17 protein-coding genes are annotated in these 21,340 nt (G+C 63.0%); 7 read left to right on the top strand and 10 right to left on the bottom strand.

The features are described 5' to 3' along the window. Positions 1–33: 33 nt before the first annotated feature. The 3 genes from AB7951_RS26170 (at position 34) to AB7951_RS26160 (ending at position 4,229) form a co-directional block, all read left to right on the top strand. Positions 34–2,235, top strand: coding sequence for an amylo-alpha-1,6-glucosidase (locus AB7951_RS26170; protein WP_120287891.1), 2,202 nt, complete (start codon positions 34–36; stop codon positions 2,233–2,235). Positions 2,236–2,294: 59 nt separating this feature from the next. Further along, complete coding sequence (locus AB7951_RS26165) at positions 2,295–2,876, top strand: PRC-barrel domain-containing protein (RefSeq protein WP_120287892.1); 582 nt, start codon at positions 2,295–2,297, stop codon at positions 2,874–2,876. A gap of 87 nt (positions 2,877–2,963) precedes the next feature. Beyond that, positions 2,964–4,229 carry an MFS transporter gene (locus AB7951_RS26160; protein ID WP_439062700.1) on the top strand — a complete coding sequence of 422 codons (1,266 nt, stop codon included), beginning with the start codon at positions 2,964–2,966 and terminating at the stop codon, positions 4,227–4,229. Here AB7951_RS26160 and AB7951_RS26155 read toward each other — a convergent pair. The 4 genes from AB7951_RS26155 to AB7951_RS26140 form a co-directional block, all read right to left on the bottom strand. Further along, positions 4,226–5,404 (bottom strand): pyridoxal-phosphate-dependent aminotransferase family protein, encoded by a 1,179-nt coding sequence (locus tag AB7951_RS26155; RefSeq protein ID WP_309940848.1) that lies wholly within the window; start codon positions 5,402–5,404, stop codon positions 4,226–4,228. The genes AB7951_RS26160 and AB7951_RS26155 overlap by 4 nt on opposite strands. A gap of 86 nt (positions 5,405–5,490) precedes the next feature. Then, complete coding sequence (locus tag AB7951_RS26150) at positions 5,491–6,342, bottom strand: LssY C-terminal domain-containing protein (protein ID WP_089266719.1); 852 nt, start codon at positions 6,340–6,342, stop codon at positions 5,491–5,493. Positions 6,343–6,395: 53 nt separating this feature from the next. Then, a complete protein-coding gene (locus AB7951_RS26145; protein ID WP_120288116.1) occupies positions 6,396–7,121 on the bottom strand; it encodes a thermonuclease family protein in 726 nt (241 codons plus the stop codon). 114 nt (positions 7,122–7,235) lie between these two features. Next, entirely contained in the window at positions 7,236–8,972 is a 1,737-nt protein-coding gene (locus tag AB7951_RS26140; protein ID WP_120287894.1) for a hypothetical protein, read from the bottom strand. Positions 8,973–9,323: 351 nt separating this feature from the next. Between AB7951_RS26140 and AB7951_RS26135 the strand changes: the two genes are divergently transcribed. Then, positions 9,324–10,190, top strand: a complete 867-nt coding sequence (locus AB7951_RS26135) for a caspase family protein (protein ID WP_120287895.1) — start codon at positions 9,324–9,326, stop codon at positions 10,188–10,190. A 15-nt stretch (positions 10,191–10,205) separates the two neighbouring features. Here the strand turns inward: AB7951_RS26135 and AB7951_RS26130 are convergent, their stop codons facing one another. The 5 genes from AB7951_RS26130 to AB7951_RS26110 form a co-directional block, all read right to left on the bottom strand. After that, positions 10,206–11,111 carry an HlyD family efflux transporter periplasmic adaptor subunit gene (locus tag AB7951_RS26130; RefSeq protein WP_120287896.1) on the bottom strand — a complete coding sequence of 302 codons (906 nt, stop codon included), beginning with the start codon at positions 11,109–11,111 and terminating at the stop codon, positions 10,206–10,208. Between the two features lie 9 nt (positions 11,112–11,120). Then, positions 11,121–14,231 (bottom strand): efflux RND transporter permease subunit, encoded by a 3,111-nt coding sequence (locus tag AB7951_RS26125; protein WP_068737659.1) that lies wholly within the window; start codon positions 14,229–14,231, stop codon positions 11,121–11,123. After that, positions 14,231–15,094 (bottom strand): efflux RND transporter periplasmic adaptor subunit, encoded by an 864-nt coding sequence (locus AB7951_RS26120; RefSeq protein ID WP_120288117.1) that lies wholly within the window; start codon positions 15,092–15,094, stop codon positions 14,231–14,233. Before AB7951_RS26120 ends, AB7951_RS26125 begins: the two co-directional genes overlap by 1 nt. 230 nt (positions 15,095–15,324) lie before the next feature. Then, on the bottom strand, positions 15,325–15,981 hold the full coding sequence (locus AB7951_RS26115) for an OmpA family protein (protein ID WP_089266920.1): 657 nt from the start codon (positions 15,979–15,981) through the stop codon (positions 15,325–15,327). Positions 15,982–16,220: 239 nt separating this feature from the next. After that, the gene (locus tag AB7951_RS26110; protein WP_120287897.1) at positions 16,221–17,723 is read right to left on the bottom strand and encodes a caspase family protein; all 1,503 of its coding nucleotides are present in this window, start codon (positions 17,721–17,723) and stop codon (positions 16,221–16,223) included. Positions 17,724–17,990: 267 nt separating this feature from the next. Between AB7951_RS26110 and AB7951_RS26105 the strand changes: the two genes are divergently transcribed. After that, on the top strand, positions 17,991–18,803 hold the full coding sequence (locus tag AB7951_RS26105; protein ID WP_089266728.1) for an N-acyl homoserine lactonase family protein: 813 nt from the start codon (positions 17,991–17,993) through the stop codon (positions 18,801–18,803). 4 nt (positions 18,804–18,807) lie between these two features. Here the strand turns inward: AB7951_RS26105 and AB7951_RS26100 are convergent, their stop codons facing one another. Further along, positions 18,808–19,281, bottom strand: coding sequence for a MarR family winged helix-turn-helix transcriptional regulator (locus tag AB7951_RS26100; RefSeq protein ID WP_089266730.1), 474 nt, complete (start codon positions 19,279–19,281; stop codon positions 18,808–18,810). A gap of 144 nt (positions 19,282–19,425) precedes the next feature. Between AB7951_RS26100 and AB7951_RS26095 the strand changes: the two genes are divergently transcribed. After that, positions 19,426–21,039 carry an FAD-dependent oxidoreductase gene (locus tag AB7951_RS26095; protein WP_120287898.1) on the top strand — a complete coding sequence of 538 codons (1,614 nt, stop codon included), beginning with the start codon at positions 19,426–19,428 and terminating at the stop codon, positions 21,037–21,039. After that, positions 21,036–21,260, top strand: a complete 225-nt coding sequence (locus tag AB7951_RS26090) for a DUF2783 domain-containing protein (protein ID WP_120287899.1) — start codon at positions 21,036–21,038, stop codon at positions 21,258–21,260. The genes AB7951_RS26095 and AB7951_RS26090 overlap by 4 nt, the downstream gene beginning before the upstream one ends. Positions 21,261–21,340: the final 80 nt, after the last annotated feature.

Here is a 21,340-nt window from a genome sequence, read left to right as displayed (position 1 = left end):
CTGTCTTCACCTTACAACCGGCCGAGGTCATCCATGCCCATCGAAGCCGCCGCGACCAAGTTGAACGCTATCGCCGATCAAAAGGCGGTCGAGTCGCCGTTCTACATTCCGATGACGGGGCCTGCTTCGCGCCCGCGACGTGCGCTCAAGCACGACGATACGTTTGTGGTGCTCGACAGTCATGGTGACATTGGCGCGTCCGCGGGCGGCCCGGATGGCCTGTTCAATGCCGATACGCGTTATCTCGCGCGACTGGAGCTGGCGCTGAACGATGTTCAGCCGCTTCTGCTCGGCTCGAATCTGCGCGATGACAACTCGTCGCTGACCGTCGATCTGACCAATCCGGATATCTATCGCAACGGCCGCCTCGTGCTGCAGAAAGATATGCTGCACATCGTGCGCACGTTCTTCCTGTGGCGTGGTGCGGCCTATCAGCGGATCGGTCTGCAGAATCACGGCGAACACCGCGCCAGTTTCGATCTGACGCTCACATTCGACAATGACTTTGCCGATCTGTTCGAGGTGCGCGGCGAAAAACGCAAGCATCGCGGCATCGCCACCAGTCGCCTGGTCGGGCCCAGTGACGTTGCGCTGGAATATACCGGCCTCGACGGCAGGCCGCTCAGCACGATGGTGCATTTCGATCCGCGCCCGACGCGGCTGGCAGCCAACACCGCAACTTATCACTTCGAGCTGAAGCCGCAGCAAACGACGTCGCTGTTCGTTGCCGCCAGTTGTAACGCCGAGGTCGGCCACAAGCCTGTGCCGTTCTTTCGTGGGTTGCTCGCGCATCGCCGCGAGATGCGCAATTTCAGCAAGGGTGCGGCGACGGTCGAGACCTCGAATGATATTTTCAACGAGGTGCTCTGCCAGGCGATGGCCGATCTCAGTATCCTGATGACGAATACGCCGCAGGGGCGATATCCCTATGCCGGTATTCCCTGGTACTCCACGACATTCGGTCGCGATGGGCTGATCACGGCGCTGCAACTGTTGTGGATCGATCCGCGCGTGGCGCGGGGCGTGCTCAAACGGCTTGCGGCATTTCAGGCGAAATCGGTCGATCCGCTGGCGGATGCCGAGCCCGGAAAAATCCTGCACGAAATGCGCGGCGGCGAGATGGCTGCGCTCCGCGAAGTCCCGTTCGCGCAATATTACGGCAGCGTCGACTCCACGCCGCTCTTTGTGATGCTCGCGGGGATGTATGTCGAGCGCACCGGCGATGATGAAACCTTGCGCGAGCTGTGGCCGGCCGTTGAGGCGGCCCTCGCATGGATCGACGGTCCGGGCGATCCCGACAAGGACGGCTTCGTCGAATATCAGCGCGCTACCGAACAGGGGCTTCAGAACCAGGGCTGGAAAGATTCGTATGACGCTATCTTCCATGCCGATGGAAAGCTCGCTGAGGGCAATATCGCGCTGGCGGAGGTGCAAGGCTATGTCTTCGCCGCCAAGCATCTGGCGTCGCGTCTCGCATTGCGCATGAGCCTGCCCGACAAGGCCCGGCAGCTCGAGGCCGAAGCCGAGCAACTTGCTGCGCGGTTCGAGGAAGCTTTCTGGTGCGAGGAACTCGGCACCTATGCGCTTGCGCTCGACGGCAAGAAGATGCCTTGCGCGGTTCGTGCCTCCAATGCAGGCCAGTTGCTGTTCACAGGCATCGTCCGTGAAGACCGTGCGCGCATGGTCGCCGCCGACCTGATGCGTCCGCATTTCTTCACCGGCTGGGGCATTCGCACCATTGCGCGCGGCGAGGCGCGCTATAATCCCATGTCCTATCATGACGGCTCGATCTGGCCGCACGACAATGCGCTGATCACACTCGGTCTGGCGCGCTATGGCCTGAAAAATTCGGTCGAGGCCGTCTTCAAGGGCCTGTTCGACACCGCGGCCTATATGGACCTGCGACGATTGCCGGAATTGTTCTGCGGCTTCCAGCGCGAAAAACGCCGCGGCCCGACCTTGTATCCGGTGGCCTGCGCGCCGCAGGCCTGGGCCAGCGCAACGCCGTATAGTCTGCTCGAGGCAGCCCTAGGAATCGAATTCGATGTCGCGCGCGGCGAGATTCGTTTCCGCAATCCGCGGCTGCCCGCCTTCCTGCAATACGTCATTTTGCGTGATCTCCGGCTCGGCGAATCCAGCGTCGATCTCTGCCTGCGCAAACACGAGAACGATGTGTCGCTGGAAGTGCTGCGAACCCGCGGTCAGATCCAGGTATCGATCGTGTTGACGCATTGACGCGTCGCCTGGCACTGGGGTCGCGCCCATCAGCGAAACGCGTGAGTGAGGGAGTTTCCATGCCTGCAATTCGCATTGTTGCCGGATTGGCTGTAGCGTTGGCGTTGAACGCCGTGGCCGTGTGCCAGGCGGCGGACGTGCCTGTGCCTCCGCCCGCGTCGTCAGCGAAATCCACCCCTGAAGCGCAGCCATCCGTGCTGTCGCCCACACCTGATGCGGCTGCTGTGCAGCCGGCAACGCCACCCCCGGTCGCGTCTGCGCCTGTTGCCAAGCCGCCATCGGTTACGGTGATCGACGCTTTCGATGCCAAGGGCATTCTCGGCCGCGATGTGCGAAGCCCGGCCAGCGAGAACATGGGGCGTATCGCCGACGTGATCGTCGATCGCGCGGGGCAGGTGCGCGGCGCGGTCATCGACTTCGGCGGATTCCTCGGGGTCGGCTCGCGCAAGATCGTGGTCGATTGGGGTGCGCTGCATTTCTGGAACGTGGCCGACAAGACCGCCAGCATCACGCTGGATCTCACGCGCGAACAGGTGCGTGCCGCGCCGGAATACAAGGACGATCAGCCCATCGTCGTGCTTGGCGCGTCCGGCACGCTGACGCCGCTGAGGTTTCCGCCTCTCACCATGCAGGAGCGCTAATTGGCGGTTCACGCGACCACACGTGCAGCTGATCTCTCCCGCCGCGATGATGTCGCGGCGGTGCCTGAGGTCGCCTGCGCGCCGGGGATTGCGCCGGAGTCCGAGCTAGGCCCGCAGGAGCCGCAGCGGAGTCCTGAGCCGTCGAAGCAGAGCCTGCGCGGGCTCGACTGGTTCATCTTCTTTCTCGCCGATGTGCAAACCGGATTCGGCCCGTTCGTTGCGGTCTATCTCACCACGCAGAAATGGACGCAGGTCGAGATCGGCTTCGTGCTGTCGATCGGGGGCATCGTCGCGCTGCTCGGCCAAATTCCGGGTGGCGCGATCATCGATGCGGCGCGCTCGACGCGGCTGGTCGCCGGTGCCGCGGTCGCGACGATCGGCGGCTGCGCGCTAGCCTATGCCGCGCTGCCAGTGTTTCCTGTCATCGTCGCGGCAGCGACGTTGCATGCGATGGCGAGCTGCGTGCTCGGCCCTGCGATCGCCGCTATCAGCCTCGGGCTGGTCGGGCCGATGCGGATCGGCGAACGGCTGGGGCGCAATGCGCGCTTCGCCTCGCTCGGCAACGGCGTCGCCGCCGCCGTCATGGGCACTTGCGGCTATCTGCTGTCCAGCCGGTCGGTGTTCATCGTCACCTTCCTGCTGGCGCTGCCGGTGCTTTATGCGCTGTCGCGGATTCGCCCCCAGGAGATCAACTCTGCTCAGGCCCATGGTGCCAGCACCAAAGAGGCCGAGAGCAAGAAGCCGATCCGTTTTCGCGATCTGGTGCGGCAGAAACCACTGTTGATTTTCGCCTGCGCTGTGCTGCTGCTGCAGCTCGCCAATGCCGCGATGCTGCCTTTGATGGCGGGCGTGGTCACGACGCGCTCGGCCGATTGGGCACCGGCGCTGATCGCCTTCTGCATCGTGGTACCGCAGGCCATCGTCGCGGCGACCTCACCGACGGTCGGCCGAAAGGCGCAGCAATGGGGCCGTCGGCCGCTGCTGCTGATCGCTTTCGCCGCGCTCGTGATCCGCGGATTGCTATTCGCCGTGGTCACCGATCCGTTTGCACTGGTCGCCGTGCAGGTCTTCGACGGCGTCACTGCTGCCGTGTTCAGCGTGATGATCCCGCTGATCGTCGCCGACATCGCCTTTGGCAGCGGGCGCTTCAGCCTTGCGCAAGGCATTGTCGGCACAGCCACCGGCATCGGCGCGTCGCTCAGCACGGTGACGGCCGGCTTCGTCGCCGACAAGCTCGGTGCGCCGGTTGCCTTTGTCGGCCTGGCCTGCGTGGCCGGGCTTGGTCTGTTGCTGATCTGGCTGGTGATGCCGGAAACCCGCCGCGACCACGGCGAGGTTGAGAGCGGACCTTAGGGTGCGACGCTCTCGCCCAGGAAGTTGACCGCCGCCGTGACACCGCCCTTGCCGTGCGGAATGCCGAGCGCCTGCAGTCCCATCTCGATCACGCCGAGCGTTCCGAGAATCATGGGCGCGTTGACATGGCCCATATGGGCGATGCGGAATGCTTTTCCGTGCAGGTCGCCGATGCCGACGCCGAGAATGACGCCACATTTATCGCGGCAGTAATCGAGCAGCGGCGTCGGGTTGTCCATCCGCACCGTCGTGACCGTGTTGCCGCGTTCTTTCGGCTCGACGATGTTGAAGCTGAGTACGCCGCCATCGGCCCATACGGCAACGGCGCGGCGCACGGCTTCCGCCAGCAATCGATGGCGCTGGAACACGTTGACGAGCTTTTCGTCGAACAGCATGTCGATGGCCTGACGCTGCGCGAACATCAGGTGCACCGGCGCGGTGCCCGAATGTTTCCGGTAGTGCTCGTCGCCGTCGCGCTCGGTCCAGTCCCAATAGGGTGTGCGCAGATTGGCAGTCTTGTGGATTTCGCGCGCGCGGTCATTCGCGGCGACATAGCCGAGGCCGGGCGGTGTCATCAGGCCTTTCTGTGAGCCTGACATGGCGACATCGATGCCCCATGCATCCATCTCGAACGGCATGCAGCCGAGCGATGCGACGGTGTCGACCATGAACAGCGCGGGATGACCGGCGGCCTTGATCGCCTTGCCGATCGCTTCAATGTCGTTGAACGCGCCCGATGCCGTGTCGATCTGCACTGCAAGCACAGCCTTGATCTCGTGCTTGGTGTCTTGTCGCAACGTCGCTTCAACTTCGGCAGGGCGGATGGCGCGATTCCAGTCGCCCTTCAGGCTCTGCACGTCGACGCCCATGGCGCGTGCCGCATGGCCCCAGCCGACCGCGAAACGCCCGCTTTCCAGTACCAGGATCTTGTCGCCGCGCGACAGCACATTGGTGAGCGTCGCTTCCCAGGCACCATGCCCGTTGGCGATATACATATAGGTGTTGCCTTTAGTGGCGAACAACGTGCCGATATCGCGCAGCAGCCCGAATGTGAGCTGCACCATTTCCTTGGAGTAGATATCCAGCGGCGGACGATGCATCGCCCGCAATACTTCGTCTGGCATCGTGGTGGGGCCGGGGATGGCGAGAAATTCACGACCTGCACGAACGACCATTTTCAATCCTTGTTGGTATTTTTGGCCATGGTGCCATGGCGCAGCGCGAAATCAAAGCGCGTGTGAGGTGGTTTGAATTTCACCGCTTAGTGAGTCAGCGCATCACGCCCGATCACATTCGCGATGGCCTGGAAGATCTGGTCCTTGATCTCGGTCGCCGCCGGGCTCGGGATCGTCTCGGGAGGGCCGTCGTGTTTGGCGCAGGCCACCACCAGCCGCAGGATCCAGACTTCGCCATCGGTGTAGTACAGGTCACCGCCGCCATTGTGGCCGGCGACGGTTGGCCCGATTCCTGTGACCTGATATTTGGCCTCGACCATGCCGGCCTTTTCGAGGTCGCCCGCGAGCACCGCGCGCTCCGCGTCGATATCGGCAGCGATATGATGCGTGATCGCGCCGGTGTATTTGCTGATCCCGACGCTGCGATCGAAAGTCGCGTCGCCGAGCCAGACCGGGCGATCTTCCTGTCCCTTGTCGAGTACCTTCCAGAGCCGGATGTGGTGGCGATGATCAGCGCTGTTGCCGACCGGCTTCTCGAAAGCGAGATCCTCGCGGCGGCCGAGATAAACCAGCGGGCTCACCGGTGCTTCGCGATAGGGTCGGTCGAGCAAGACGCTGCCGACAATCTCGAGGGATGAGCGCAAGGTTACGGGATCCGCGGGATACCAGCCGGCAGCATGCATCGCGCACAGCACGTCCTTCTTGTCGCCGATCAGGCCGACATTGATGGGATCGCCCGGGATGCCCTGCGCGGTCATCGTCGTCATCGGCAATCCAGCAAGGCTCTTCTGGTGCTCGTAATGGGTCCAGAGTTCGGGGAGCAACAGATAGGCGATGCCGCCATAGATGACCAAAGCGAGCAGCGTCAGCCGCGCCGCCCGGAATGTCCGGCTGCGGCGTTGTTTTTGCGCAATGACATCCGTCTGCAGGTCAGCCACGGTTCCGCTCGATCGAATCTGAGCGGGGAACCTGCCACGTCAGCGCCACGATGTCATCGTCGGGTCTCGCGGCAGCCGGCGGCTTCGGCCTCTTCTTTAGAGCAAAACCAGCGTGTTCCCTTGCTAATCCGCATGCTGATCTTGGCATACCAGCGGCTTTCAGGCGTGTGGTAGATGCAGACGCCGGCCCGGTTGACGTTGCCCTTGATCCGGCAGGTTGGAGACGGCGCCACGTGGCCGGATGCCGAGGCCAGCAGGATAGGCAAGGCATCCTCCGGAGGCTTGATCGAGCCGAGAATGGTGGTTTTCTTGTTGCGTACGCGCCAGTCCCAGGGCGCAAAGAACGCGCCCGCCCACAGTCCCGCCTTGGCGTCACGTGCGGCTTTCTCGTCGGCATCATAGGCATGCGAGAAGCGCACATAGGAGAGCGCCCAGCCGCTCTTCACCATCCATTGGCTGATGTCCTCGCCGTCCACCTCGCATTTGGCGACCGAGCGACCGAAGCGATCGGTCCGTAGCACGTGGCAGGTCCAGCTCTTGTCGCCGACATGTTCAACAAGCGCTTCATGCGCTGCGACACCGCAGGTCCAGCGCTCGCCGGCGGCATTCAGGCACAACTGATCGAGGCCGGGCGAGTCCATGCCGGCGAGCCGGATGCGGGTCGCGCCAATGGTCATCTGGTCGCCATCGCGAATCTTCGGCACCCCGGTCACGTCGGCGGCCTGCGCCAGTGCGGGAATGCAAAGCATCGCGATAAAAAGTGAGAAGGTGCGGAACATGCGCTTCGAACCGTTTGATTGCAAAATCATGACGACAATCCGGAGACAGTGCGGGCATTTCGCCGCCCATGCCAGCGCGGTCGCTCCTTCATACCTTCAACTTCGCGCGATGACCTATGCCGCGTGGCCATTCATCATTCTCCGCCGCGCCAGCGCGAGACCCATCAGCACGAAGGCTGAGGTCACTTCGGGACCGCCGACGAGAATCCGTGTCGGCGTTTTCATCTTGTTCCATTCATAGGCCTTGAACGGACCCTTGCGGCCACCTTCGCCTGTTGCCGTGATGATGCAGCGCAGCGCAGGTGCGAAATGCGCGAGCTCACCGCCGAGATGTCCGAGCGCGATCAGTGCGAGTGCCGCATCGAAAGTATTCATCTCGCGCGCAATCAACTCATCCTGCACATAAGCGAGAACACGCAGGCGAATGAAGTCGAACGTGCCGTCGGTGTCTATGGCCTGTTGTGTTGCGGCTGGCAGCTCACGGAAGGCCGCATAGCAGCGGCCGAAATAGGCGCTGTAGAGCTCCGGCAGATAGTAGATGTGCGATTTCGGATCGGCGAAGGCGCCGGATGCCACAAGGCGGCGCTGGAAGCCGATGATCCGCTGCATCGTTTCCAGACGTGTCGGTGTTTCCATCACCTTCCAGCGGACGAGATTCCGGAACGAGACTTCGAGCACGTCGAGATTGAGTGTCGGATCGAGATCGTTGCCGTAGGGCCGCTCGCCCGCGAGATTGTCGATCCAGGTGACGATGGCGCCGTCATAGTCGATATGGTCGTTGAGCGGCACGGTGACCATCGGTTCGTTGCTGCCGTTGCCGACCTGATAACCGGCATAGAAGTCGAGCAGGGGTTGATCGAGGATCGGATCGGTCGAGCCGGCCTGTGTGGCGGCGGAGAACGAGCAGGCGGTGGTGTCACAGTCCGGCACATAGATGCCGAAGCCGAGGTCCTGCTTGATCTGTGCGAACAGCCGGCTGAAGCGCGGATGCGGCGGCGGTGCCAGCGCCGTGATGACGTTCACACTCGTTCCGTCATGCGAGCGGACTTCCTCGCGGCTGGTGACCAGGCAGAATTCAACCATCGCATCGATGGCGCGGCGCGAGGATGTCGTCTGGTCCGGCGACGGCAGTCCGGTTTCGCCGAAGCTGAGCAGCGCCTCGGTGAAGAACGCGTCGTAATAGGCAGAGCGATGCCGGATCTGCACCGGCTCCCACATGGGTTCGGCAATTCCGGTCCAGGGCGGATTGATGAGTTTTCCGGCCGGCGAGCGGGCGATGAAGATACGTGCGAGGGTAAACAGCAGCGTCGAGTTCTTGTAGCCGCGCGAATTGAGGCCCGTCAGGGCCATCAGGAAATCGCGGCCATGCATGTCGGGATCGCCGATCAGGTTGAATGCCGCGTAGGTGGGAATGAAGCCGTTGCGGTCGAACGAGCGCAGCAGATGCGCGCCGCAGGCCTTGATGACATTGTCGATCTCGCCCAGCGACGGTGCCTGCGCTGATGCCGTCACCGGCTTCGGCTCTGGATGGCTCAATGCGACCGTGTCGAGCAGCTCGGCGATGGGCTGGCCGATGGCTTCCCAATCGGGGCTCGCGTCGTCGCGCGCCGCTCTCAGGGCCTGCTGTATGGCTTTGAACCGGGAGGGATCGCGCAACTCGGGCAGGCCGGCGCGACAGAGCAATGGACGGAGCGCAGGATTGCCGAGCGCAGTTTTGTAGAACTTGACGATATGGGCGTCGCCGCCGGTGTGCTTGTGAAATAGGGGGTCGCAGAGGTCGTAAAGCGACGGGCCGACCTTGCTCGCTGTCAGCGCGCGGTATGCGGCGCCGGCAAAATAAGTCACACCCATGAGGTTTCTTTCAGTGCCGCCCCCTGCGCACGCCTCGAAAACCGCCCGCCGCTGCTGCGGCGCAATCGCTTCCCGACACCTGCAAGCCTTTGAAAAATTGCACGAATCGGTCTGAATTACAATTGCGTGAAGCGCAAGCCCGTTCAAGACCTTAGCCTGGTCAGTCAGTAACCCTGTCTTAAATCCCCGCCTTTACCGGTTGCCCGGGTGGGCTCGACGGGTTAACAACCAGTTTGCTGCGATGCCGCAAATTGAGCGCATTTAATACTCATTGGTTTGGCATCCCTTCAAACCTATTTCGACGTTCGCGCGACCCACGGTTGCGCCTGAACGATGAGCAGGAATGACGTTATGAACGTACGGCAGTTTCGCGTATCCCGTCGCTCGATCACCGTGGCCGCAGCTTTTGTCGGCCTGGTGTCGCTGGTGCTTGGCGCCAATGCCGCGCTGAACAAGCGCTCGCTGGAAGCCGCACAGGCGGAGACGGTGACCGGGACGATCAATCCCGTGACGAAGGCGTCGCGCATCGCGCTGGTGATCGGCAACGGTCATTACCCCGACGCCGGCGCGCCGCTGAGCCAGCCGATCAACGATGCACGTGCCATGACGAGCGCACTCCGCCGCGACGGTTTCGACGTCGATGTGGTGGAAGACGCGACCCGCGATGACATGACACGCGCTGTCGAGCGCCTGAAGGCCAAGATCAAGCCTGAAACCGTCGTGATGCTGTATTTTGGTGGCTATGGCGTCCAGGTTGGCCGCCAGAGCTACATGATCCCGGTCGATGCCGCGATCTGGAAAGAGCGTGACATCCGCCGCGATGGCATGAGTGTCGAGGCCGTTCTCGATATCATGAAGGAGCAGGGTGCCCAGGCCAAACTGGTCGTGCTGGATGCGTCCCGCCGCAATCCCTATGAGCGTCGCTTCCGCGGTTACTCCCGTGGTCTCGCGCCGATCGATGTTCCTGAGAATGCGCTGATCCTGACCTCGGCGACGCCGGGCAAGGTTGCCGACGATGTGGATGGTCAGAACAGTCTGCTCGCAACCGAATTGCTGAAGAACATGAAGGCCAAGCCGGCGAGTGCCGAGTCCGTCTTCACCAACACCCGCGTTGCGGTTACCCGCGCGACCGCCGGCGAGCAGGTTCCTGCCGTGTCGTCGTCGCTGGTTGAGGACATCCTGCTCGGCGGCAGCGCAACGGCTAAAGCCGGCAGCTGATCTTTCCTGTTACGATTACTTTGCAGCGTCTGCGTTAGCCATCACCGGCCGAACCGGGTCGCCTTCGCGCAGCAAGGCGCCCGCGCGTGCGACAATCACATCGCCATCGCTCAAACCTTCGCGTACCTCCACGCGTCCACCTGACATCAGCCCGATCTCGACGCGCCGCGTCTCGATACGCTGCCGCCGGACCACTTGCACGACGGTCCCGCCGGCACTGTAGAGAACAGCGGTCAATGGCACTGCGACGCCGCAGCTTTCGCCAGTCTTGATGATGGCACGCGCGTAGGAATTGCTCATCAGCCGCCGGGCCGAGGTGATCGAGACCACGACCTGGCCGAGCTGGCTGTTGGGCTCCACGGTAGAGGCGACGCGTTTCACTTTACCGTCCAGCTCTCCAGCGCCGATCACCTTGACCTTGACCGGCTGATCGACTTTCAGCTTCGGCAGGTCGCGCGTCGGTACCTGACCGATGAATTCGAACTCGCTCCGCGCGATGATGCTGAAAAGAGCCTCGCCCTTGGCCGATGCAAGCGATCCGACCACGGCGGACGAGGCGCTGACCAATCCTGCGACCGTCGCTTGAACCTGGAGCGATCCGCCTTCCGGTGGCGTCAGGCGTGCGAGGATCTGGCCCGCGGTGACGTTCTCGCCGGCATCGACCATGACCTCTGCGACCTTGAGGCCCGGACGGTCGGGACGGATCGAGACTTCCTCGCGCGGGATTAGGATGCCGGAGACTTCGACCGTGGCGGAGAAGCAGGACTTCGCGGCGGTCAGTACGGTCACTGCTGCACCCTTCGGGGCATCAGCAGGATCGTCGGCGGCCAGAGCCGGCTGCGCGAACACGCATAGCGACAGCGCGACCAGCAATCTGGCCCATGTGGTGGTTCGCTTGGAAGAGGCGACGGACAGGGTCATTGCTTTTGCCTATTTGTGCGGGACGGCGGGTGGTTGACCGTTTTGCGGGTCTTCCTCGCCGCTCGACACCAGCAGCTTGCGCCCGAAGCGCCATGCCAATTGTCCGACATCGTCCATCATCATGAACATCGCCGGCACGAACAGCAGCGACAGCGCCGTCGAGAAGATCAGCCCACCAATGATAGCAAGCGCCATCGGCGAGCGGAACTCGCCTCCGGCGCCGAAGGCCAGCGCGGACGGCATCATGCCAGCGACCATGGCAACGGTGGTCATCACGATCGGCCGCGCACGCTTCATGCCGGCATCGATGATCGCGACCTCTCGCGGCTTGCCTTCGCGAATGGCTTCCACCGCAAATTCCACCAGCATGATGGCGTTCTTGGTGACGATGCCCATCAGCATCAGGATGCCGATCCAGACAGGCGTCGTCAGTTGCTTGCCCGTGAGGAGCAGCGCCAGGATTGCGCCGCCGATCGAGAGCGGCAGCGAGAACAGGATGGTGATCGGCTGCAGGAAAGTGCCGAACAGTAGCACCAGCACGGCATAGACCATCATCAGGCCCGCCGAGATCGCAGTGGCGAAACCATCAGCGAGTTCGTTCAGGCTTTCGGCGTCGCCGGACTGCTTGACGCTCACATTCTTCGGCAGGCTCTTCATGACCGGCAGTTCGTAAATCTTCTTCAGGGCATCGCCGAGTGCGGCGGTGCCCACGAGATCCGCGGCCACGGTGGCCTGACGTTCCCTGTCGTAGCGGTTGATGCTGGTCGGTCCCTGGTCGAGCTTGATGTCGGCGACCACGGATAGCGGCACGCCGCCGCGCCCGCCGCCAAGCGGCACCCGCAACTGTTCGAGGATCTGGAAATCGGCGCGTGCCGTGTCTTCGAGCTGCACGCGGATCGGCACCAGACGGTCGCCGGCATCGAATTTCGCCAGCGCCGGGCCGACGTCGCCGATGGTGGCGACGCGGATGGTTTCCGACAGGCTTTCGGTGGAGACGCCGAGCCGTGCCGCGAGATCGGCGCGCGGCTGCACCCGCAGCTCAGGACGATCCAGCGAGGTTTCCGAGATCACGTTGGAGATCAGCGGAATGCGCTTCATCTGTGTCGCCAGTTCGCTGGCGACATTGGCGACGATGTTGCTGTCGGTGCCGGTCACCACCAGCGAGATCGCGCGTAGTCCGTTTTCGTCGAGGAACCAGTAACGGATATCCGGAACGCTTTCGAGTTCCTTGCTGATCTCGAGTTCGAGCAGGCGCTGTGTATGTGCGCTGTCGCGTTCGCTCTTCGGGGTGTAGTTGATGATCAGAGCTGCGCGCCGCACTTCATAGGTGCCGGGCGGAACGTGACCGCCATCGACGAATACGCTCTTCACTTCAGGTCGCTTGCGAAGCCGTGCGACGATGTCTTCTGTAACTTTCTCGGTGTAAGCGAGCTGCGATCCCGGTGGCAATTCCATCGCCATCAGCGAACGCGCCGTGTCCTGGGCCGGCAGGAAGCCCTGCGGTAGCAGCTGGATGCTCCAGATCGACAGTGCGAAGACGGCGAGACCGAACAGAACCGTCACGTAGTAGCGCTTCACCGACAGGGTCACGAGCTTGTTGTAGGCTTGCAGCAGGCGCCCCGGCGGTGGATCGTCGTGCTTGTGATCCTTGAGGAAGTAGGCGGCCAGCACGGGCGTGACAAAGCGCGCTGCCAATAGTGAAAAGAACACCTGCACCGAAACGGTGATGCCGAACTGCTTGAAGAATTGTCCGGCGATGCCCGACATGAAGCTGGCCGGGGCAAAGATCGCGATGATGGTGAGGCTAATAGCGATCACGGCGAGGCCGATTTCGTCGGCTGCTTCCAGCGCGGCGCGATAGGGCGACTTGCCCATCCGCATATGCCGCACGATGTTCTCGATCTCGACGATGGCGTCATCGACGAGAATGCCCGTCGAGAGCGTGATGGCGAGGAAGCTCACGAGGTTGAGCGAGAAGCCGAGCAGGTCCATCGCCCAGAAGGCCGGGAAGATCGACAGCGGCAGCGAAATCGCGGCGATGACCGTGGCGCGCAGGTCGCGCAGGAAGAAGAACACCACGATGACGGCAAGCGCCGCGCCCTCGAACAGCGTCGAGATCGCGGCTTCGTAATTGCCCTTGGTGAAGTCGACCGACGTATCGATCAGTTTCAGATCGACGTCGGGATAGGATGCCTTCAGCGCATCGATGCGCTTCTGCACGGCGGCGGCGACCACCACATCGCTGGCGCCCTTGGAGCGCTTGATGCCCAGCGCCACCACCGGTTCGCCGTTGAAGCGCGCAAAGGTGCGGCGGTCGGCGATGGTGTCGGTGACCGTCCCGAGATCTTCGAGCCGCACTTCGCCGCCGGAGGGCAGGCTGATCATGGTGCCGGCGAGTTCATTCAGCGTCTTGGCGCCGGCCAGTGTGCGAATGGCCTGATCGTTCTTGCCGATTTCGGCGCGGCCGCCGGCGAGGTCCACATTGGTGCCGCGCAGACGTCTGGAGACGTCAACGGCGGTAAGGCCTGCAGCCTGCAAGCGATCGGGATCGAGCGAGACGAGGATTTCGCGCTCGACGCCGCCGATGCGCTCGACCTGCGCGACGTTGCGCACGCCCTGCAACGCGCGCTTGACGACGTCGTCGACGAACCACGACAGCTGCTCCGGCGTCTTGCCCGGCGATATCGCGGCGTAGGTCACGATTGGCAGGCCGATGACGTCGACGCGCTGGATCAGCGGTTCATTGACATTCTGCGGGAGATTGGCGCGCACGCGCGTCACGGCGTCCTTGACGTCGTTCAGCGCGCGGTCGGTGTTGGTTTCCAGCGCGAATTGCACCGTCGTGACCGACAGGCCATCGGTGATCGACGACGAGATGTGGCGCACGCCTTCGACGCCGGAGACGCCGTCTTCGATGGTCTTGGTGACCTGCGCTTCAAGTTCCGCGGGCGCCGCGCCGAATTGCGAGACGGCGACCGAGATCACCGGAATGTCTGCGCTCGGTAGCCGCGTGATCGCCAGCTTGGTGAAGCTGATCCAGCCGAGTACCAGAAGAATGATCGAGAAGACGATGGACGGAAGCGGATGGCGGATCGACCATGCCGAGATATTCATTGCCATTAACGCACCCGCGATCGATCGAGGTCATCGGCGAACATGGTCTGGACCTTGTCGCCGTCATGGAGTGATGTGCCGGCATCGGCGACGACGATGTCGCCCACCTCGACGCCTTCAAGAATTTCCGTCGACGTATCGGACACCAGCCCGACTTTTACCCGTCGGGTCTCGATGGTGTTGCCTTTCACGAGCTGCACCATGAAGTGTTCGATCGCCGAGCGCGGGATCGCGACGCCGCAGCTGCGCTTGGCGTCGATGCTGGCGCGGGCGAAGACACCGACCTTGAGCGACGGATTGCTGGCCAGTGACAGCCGGACATGGCCGAGCTGTGTCACGCGGTCGATCTGTGGCGACACCAGCCGCACCTTGCCGAAAATATCGGGCTGATCGTCGCGGCTGATCCGCGCCGTGACGCCGGGGTTGAGCTTGAGGATGTGGATGCTCGGCACTTCCGCATCGAGCTCGAGCTCGTTGTTGATGGCGATCCTGAACATCGGCCCGGCCTGCGGCGAGGCCGGTGCACCGACGATGGTGTTCACGGAGGTAATCAGACCTGCCGCGGGGGCGCGCAGCGTCACAGGATTCGGGCGTGCATTGCCTGCTGTCGGCGGCGGTATCAGCCGGGCCAGTTCCTGGTTCTCGGTGACGCTGTCGCCTTCGCGGACCAGCACTTCGGAGACCTTTGAACCTTCGGTCTCGACGCCGACAACGGCCTCGCGGCGCGGAACCACGAATCCAGTGACCCGCACGAGATCGGAGAAGCAGGCATTGGTGGCTTTGGCGACGATCACCATGGCGCCATTCGGCGAGGCGGAGCCGGCGGGTGCGGGTTCAGCGGCGAAGCCGATAGAGGTGGTTGCGACCATGGTGGCCGCCAGTGACAGACATGCGAGAGAGGGGGAGAAGCAGGCAAAAGCCTTCATTGCGAGATCGATCCACTTGGTATTACGGAGCACCAGGGGCATTCGATCGGTGCGGCGGCAGGTCGGGGCAATCTATACAGGATATCCGCGATCACCACAGCAAACAGCGTCCCGCGTGGCGCGGAACGCTATGGTGCGGCAATCCGCAGCAAGCTCAGAGGTACCACCGAGCTCTATTGGGATGCGGTGGTCTTGTTCGCCATATTCACCACCTGAACGCGGCGGTTCGACGGATCGGTCGGCGCAACGCCGGCCTTCGGCTTGCCCTTGCCATAGCCGACGGTGACGAGGTCGGCGCCGGCGATGCCGTATTTGTCCGTCAGATAGCGCTTGATGGCGTCGGCGCGGCGCTCGGACAGGTCCTGGTTATATTCTTCGCCGCCGACCGCGTCGGTATGGCCGGCGACCACGAAGGTCGCGCCCTTGAGGTCTTCGCTGCTCAGCGCCTTGCCGAGGGCCTGCACCGAGGACAGCGACTTCTTGCTGATATTCGCCGAATTGTAGTCGAAGGTAATTTCCAGATCGATCGCCGGCTTGGTCTGGGCGACGGCGGCGATCTGCTCGCGCTCGCCGATCGACAGCGACCGCGTGCTGCGATTGCGAAGGGAGTCGACGAACTTGCCTTCGGCGGCATTGACGGCCGGCTCGGCCGGCGGCGTCATCGACAGGCCGCGGGTCAGCGGCTTCTTCGGCGCCAGCGCGCGCAGGATCTGGTCGGAGGTCACTTCCTCAGCCGCTGCGGCGATGCCTGCGGTCAGCGACAGGGCGACGCTGATCATGGCGATCGTGCGAAGTGCCTTGAAGCCAGGGCGTGCGGATGTGTTCGACATGGGTGCATCCTTCATCTAGTCGCGCGAAACGCGCTTGAATCAAATCCAGCAAATTCTGGTGCCGGATCGCTTCAGGATGGCTTCCGGCTTGCCATCAATAGTGTCCGCTCGCGCGCCGCAGGTTCAAACCGGGCTTGCGACTTTCCTACGATTTTCTTGCGACCTTCCTGCGAAATCCTGGCGACCTCTGGGGATCATCGGATGGCGTGCTATCGCGCGCTGTCCTATCGGACGCCGTTCTATCGAACGCCGTAGCTGGCAAATTCCTTGACGATGTCCGGGTCCATGGCTTTGGCATTGGTGATGTCGAGATCGCCTTCAGCCGTCTGGCCAAGGCGATGTTTGGCGAGGCCGCGGCCATAGAGCGATGAGGTCAGCTGCGGATTGATCTTCAGCGCAGCGTCGAAATCCGCAATCGCGTTCTTGCTCTGGCCGTTCTTGAGGTTGACCAGGCCGCGGCTGTCCAGCGCATCGACGAAATTCGGGCGCAGGCGCAGGGCTTCGTTGCAGTCCTTGAGCGCGGCGGCGAGGTCACCGGTCACGGTGCGCGCCCAGCAACGATTGTTGTAGGCCTCGACATCCTTGGGATTCAGTTTGATCGTGGCGTCGAAATCCTTGATGGCCGCGGAATAGGCGCCCTTGCTGGCATAGACTTGGCCACGGCGATACAGCGCGCCGGCGTCTTCCGGATTGTCGGTCAGCTTGACGTTCAGCGATTTGACGGTCGGATCCTCCGCCAGCGCCAGCAGGATCTTGTTTTCGTCACGGGGCGCTTCAGCGGCGACGGTGGGAGCAGGAGCAGGAGTCGGTGCCGCGGCCGGCGCAGGCGCTGCTGCCGGAGCGGCCGGCGTGGGCGCAACAGGCGCGGGGGCGACAGGTGCGGCGGCGACTTCCGGCTTGGCCACAGCAGAGGGGCGCGGTGTCGCAGCCGGCGCCGGATCAGCCGGTTTGGCTTCTGCCACAGCGGCCGATGCCGGGCGCGTTCCCGCCATGAAAGAGAAGTCTTCTGCCAGCGACGACGAAATCCACGGCACCTGCTCGCTGCGCGACGCGCGGGTGACGTTAACGCGGGTTCGGTTCAGCGTCTGCTCGGCGGTGAGATCCGGAATCCGGATTTCCTTCAGCAATTCGCTGACAAACAACCCATGATCGCCGCCGCCATCGCTGACGACCGAGCTCAGAGCCGCCGAATACATCACCAGCGTGCCGCTCGGTGCGATCACCGGAGCGAGTCCGGCGGAGAAGCTGCGGAACCGGCGTTCGAACGGATTGCGACGAGATGCGTCCAAAAGCGCGATCTTGACGCCGGCGCCGCGGCCGTTGATCTCGCCCAGCACGGTCTCAAGGCTGAAGCCGTCGCGGCGCACGTCGGGCTCGGTCCAGATCTGGGCATCGACCGGGATCATGTAACTCTGCCGCGCGGACTGGATGCCGAAGCCGCTGAAGAACACCAGGGCGACCGAGCCGGGCTTCACCTTGCCGTAGAATTTGTCGAGCGCCCGGCGCATGCCGTCGCCGCCGAGATTTTCCCCGGTATCGACCTCAAATCCGTCGCGCTTCAATTCGGCAGCGACGTCGCGGGCGTCGTTGATAGGCTCCTTGAGCGGAGCTTCGGCGTCCGGATATTTCGCATTGCCGATCACCAGTGCGATCCGGTGGGTCCGATCTTCCGCGGCGGAGGTCTGCCAGATGGGCGTGGCGGCAAACGTCAGGAGAGCGATCAGAGCAATGCGCATTTTCATAATGAAACCGGTCCACACTTGAGGGCGCTGTCCAAGCTGCGGCTTGCGCCGCAAGCGACACTAATCCACGCCATTCGCATTATCAAACCGGCGTGATCGCGGCTGTCAACGTGCTGTGTGGGCGCCAGCTATCGCATCAATTCACCACGCGTCTGGCGTTGTCGTACAGTCCTGGTTCCCGGTCATTCCGGTGGCTGGAACGGTTTGACCTTTCCCGGCAGCAATGGCTTGTTGCGCATAACAACGATCGGGAATGGGACGGGACGAATGAGCGTGACTTACGAAATCTATGCGATCCGCTATGCCACGATGACGCCGCGGACGCCGCAGATGAATTATCTCGCACCCGATCCCCATGAGACCGCAGCGGCCGATCTAGATTATTTCGTCTGGCTGATCCGCGGCGGTGGCCGCGACATTCTTGTCGATACCGGCTTCAACGAAGCCGCCTCGAAGGAGCGCAGCCGCAAGCTCACGATCAATCCCATCGACGCGCTGGCCGATTTCGGCGCTCGCGCGGCGGACATCCGCGACGTCATTGTCACGCATCTGCATTACGATCATGCCGGCAATCTCGATCGCCTCCCCAATGCCAGGTTCCATCTGCAGGACCGCGAGATGAGCTACGCGACGGGCCGCTGCATGTGCAACGGGCTGCTGCGGCATCCGTTCTCGGCGGAAGACGTCACGCTGATGGTGCGACACGTGTTCAATGAGCGCGTCACGTTCCACAATGGCGATGGCGAGGTTGCTCCGGGCGTCACGCTGCACCGCGTTGGTGGCCATTCCGATGGTTTGCAGATCGTGCGCGTGCAGACCGCGCGGGGCCCCGTTGTGCTGGCATCGGATGCCTCGCATTATTACGGCAATATGCAGCGCCGCAGCCCGTTTCCGATTGTCTACAATATCGGTGACATGTGCGACGGCTGGACCACCTGCGAGCGCCTTGCCGGCCACCCCGATCGCATCATTCCCGGCCATGATCCGCTGGTGCGCGAGCTCTATCCGCGCGTCGAGGGCAGCAAGGCCGATGCCTATGCGCTGCACGAGATGCCATCGCGCTCCTTTGTGAAAGACTAATCTCTCAATAGGCGCCGGCCTTTTGCCCATGCCGGGTCTGCACGAGGTCGAGGCTACGCTCGATCTTGCCGAGTGCAGCGGCGAAGTCCTTGCGCTCCTGCGCCGTCAGGCATGACAGGATGTCGCGCTCTTTGCTGAGCAGGCGCGGGATCAGTTCTTCATAGAGCGCTGTGCCTTTCGCGGAGAGACGCAGTTCGAAGGCGCGGCGGTCGTCTTCGTTTTCGACCCGTTCGATGAGTTCGCGGTCCAGCAGGGCCGTCACCGCCCGGCTGATGGTGGATTTGTGGGTGCGTGTGCATTGCGAAATGAACTGCGCGCTGCAGGCATCGTCGCGAAAGCCCAGCGTGGCGATGACGCGCCATTCCGGAATATCGAGCCCATAGCGTACCTGATACTCGTCGGACAGTGCGGCGCTGACCTCCGCGGCCAGCCGGTTGAGCCGGAACGGAACGAACTGAAACAGGTCGAATTTCGCCACGGAGCCACCAATTCTGCTGTTGACGCCGCCACGGGTCCGGCGTTTAGATGGTTGCAAATGAGACTATCTTAGAGGGAGTGCGGTCCGTTGGCCAGACCAGCGTTGATCCAAAAATACATCCGGTTGCAGGGCAGGGGTTGAGCCATGGCGCAGCATGTCCGCCAGTTTGCCTATTGTCGCCATGCCGATCAGGCGCGGTCAGCTGCCGCTGCGGCGCATCATCCCGTGGTGATCGTTGGTGCTGGCCCTGTCGGCCTGTCGCTGGCCATCGATCTGGCGCAGCGCGGACAGCGCGTGGTGCTGCTCGACGACGCCGATCGCATCGGCGACGGCTCGCGCGCCATCTGTTTCTCCAAGCGCTCGCTCGAATACTGGGATCGCCTGGGCGTCGCCCATCGCATGATCGACAAGGGCGTGGTGTGGAAGGTCGGCAAGATCTTTCTCGGACCGGACATGCTCTACCAGTTCGATCTGCTGCCCGAGACCGGCCACAAGATGCCGGCCTTCATCAACCTGCAGCAATATTACGCTGAATCCTTTCTGGTCGATCGCGTGCATCAATTGCCGGAGATCGATCTGCGCTGGCGCAACAAGGTCATCGCGCTGGCGCAGCACAACGATCACGCCGAACTCACCATCGAGACACCCGATGGGCCATACACGCTGCGCGCCGACTATGTCGTTGCCTGCGATGGCGCACGCTCCGGCCTGCGTGGCATGGTCGGGGCGGATTTTTCCGGCGAGGTGTTCGAGGATCAGTTCCTGATCGCCGACGTCAAGATGACCGCGGAATTCCCGACCGAACGCTGGTTCTGGTTCGATCCACCATTCCATTCCGGCCAGTCCGCGCTGCTGCATCGTCAGCCCGACGATGTCTGGCGTATCGATCTGCAGCTCGGGCCAGATGCTGATCCCACCGAGGAGCGGCGGCCGGAGAAAGTGCGTCCGCGCATCGCACGCATGCTCGGCCACGATGATTTCGATTTCGAGTGGATCTCGGTCTACAAGTTCCAGTGCCGCCGCATGCAGCGCTTCCTGCATGAGCGCGTGATCTTCGCCGGCGACGCCGCGCATCAGGTGTCGCCCTTCGGCGCGCGGGGCGCCAATTCCGGCCTTGAAGACGCCGAGAATATCGCCTGGAAGCTCGCACTGGTGCTGGCCGGCAATGCGCCGGCGTCGCTGCTGGCGAGCTATGACGCCGAGCGGGGCCCGGCCGCAGACGAGAACATCCGCGCCTCGACCCATGCGACGGATTTCATCGCGCCGCATTCGAAGCAGGAGCAGCGCATGCGGCAGGCAATACTGTCGCTCGCCAGGGAAGCCGATTTCGCCAAGCGGATGATCAATGGCGGGCGACTGTCCGTGCCGTCGGTCTATCAGTCGCCGCTCTCGACGACCGATAGCGATGAGTGGTCCGGCGGCCCGCGACCGGGCGCGCATATGCCGGATGCGCCGCTCGTCAGCGATGACGGCGCACATGTGTTTCTCTCGGAATGTTTCGCGGGGGCGGGGTGTGGCTTTACCGTGCTACAGTCGGATGGTCAGGCGATCGAACTGCCCGAGGGCGTGGCCCGTCTGGTCGTCGGTGACGATGCGGCGCTGCGTGACGAGACCGGACTGTTCAAGGCGCGTTACGGTGCCGATCCGGGTGCCGCCTATCTGCTGCGTCCCGATGGTTATGTCGCTGCGCGTTTCCGGCATCCGACGCCGCAGGCGATCAAGGCTGCGGTCGCGCGTGCCAGCGGGAGGCCGTCATGACGGCGCTATCCACGACGTCCAATTTCGCCAGCCCCGACGACGCCTATCGTGCGATCGTCGAGGCGCATCGCGGATTGAGTGATGAACAAAGCGCAGCGCTCGATACGGCGCTGGTGCTGATCCTCGCCAATCATATCGGCGATGCCGCTGTGCTCGGTGACGCGATTGCGCTGGCGAAGCGGCGGCTGCCGAATGTGAGGGACGAGACGAAGCGAAAATAGCAGAAGCCGTCATTGCGAGGAGCGAAGCGACGCGGCAATCCAGAAAACCACAAAGAAAGACTGGATTGCTTCGTCGCAAA

The sequence above is a fragment of the Tardiphaga sp. 285_C5_N1_2 genome (assembly GCF_052076065.1).
Classification (GTDB): Bacteria; Pseudomonadota; Alphaproteobacteria; order Rhizobiales; family Xanthobacteraceae; genus Tardiphaga; species Tardiphaga robiniae.
Note: the sequence above shows the minus strand (reverse complement) of the source record. Positions and strands in the feature narration are given on the sequence as shown.

Coding starts and splice junctions, on each gene's coding strand:
- AB7951_RS26170 (WP_120287891.1), top strand. CDS start 34: ATGCCCATCGAAGCCGCCGCGACCAAGTTGAACGCTATCGCCGATCAA.
- AB7951_RS26165 (WP_120287892.1), top strand. CDS start 2,295: ATGCCTGCAATTCGCATTGTTGCCGGATTGGCTGTAGCGTTGGCGTTG.
- AB7951_RS26155 (WP_309940848.1), bottom strand. CDS start 5,404: ATGGTCGTTCGTGCAGGTCGTGAATTTCTCGCCATCCCCGGCCCCACC.
- AB7951_RS26145 (WP_120288116.1), bottom strand. CDS start 7,121: ATGTTCCGCACCTTCTCACTTTTTATCGCGATGCTTTGCATTCCCGCA.
- AB7951_RS26140 (WP_120287894.1), bottom strand. CDS start 8,972: ATGGGTGTGACTTATTTTGCCGGCGCCGCATACCGCGCGCTGACAGCG.
- AB7951_RS26135 (WP_120287895.1), top strand. CDS start 9,324: ATGAACGTACGGCAGTTTCGCGTATCCCGTCGCTCGATCACCGTGGCC.
- AB7951_RS26130 (WP_120287896.1), bottom strand. CDS start 11,111: ATGACCCTGTCCGTCGCCTCTTCCAAGCGAACCACCACATGGGCCAGA.
- AB7951_RS26125 (WP_068737659.1), bottom strand. CDS start 14,231: ATGGCAATGAATATCTCGGCATGGTCGATCCGCCATCCGCTTCCGTCC.
- AB7951_RS26120 (WP_120288117.1), bottom strand. CDS start 15,094: ATGGTCGCAACCACCTCTATCGGCTTCGCCGCTGAACCCGCACCCGCC.
- AB7951_RS26115 (WP_089266920.1), bottom strand. CDS start 15,981: ATGTCGAACACATCCGCACGCCCTGGCTTCAAGGCACTTCGCACGATC.
- AB7951_RS26110 (WP_120287897.1), bottom strand. CDS start 17,723: ATGAAAATGCGCATTGCTCTGATCGCTCTCCTGACGTTTGCCGCCACG.
- AB7951_RS26105 (WP_089266728.1), top strand. CDS start 17,991: ATGAGCGTGACTTACGAAATCTATGCGATCCGCTATGCCACGATGACG.
- AB7951_RS26095 (WP_120287898.1), top strand. CDS start 19,426: ATGGCGCAGCATGTCCGCCAGTTTGCCTATTGTCGCCATGCCGATCAG.
- AB7951_RS26090 (WP_120287899.1), top strand. CDS start 21,036: ATGACGGCGCTATCCACGACGTCCAATTTCGCCAGCCCCGACGACGCC.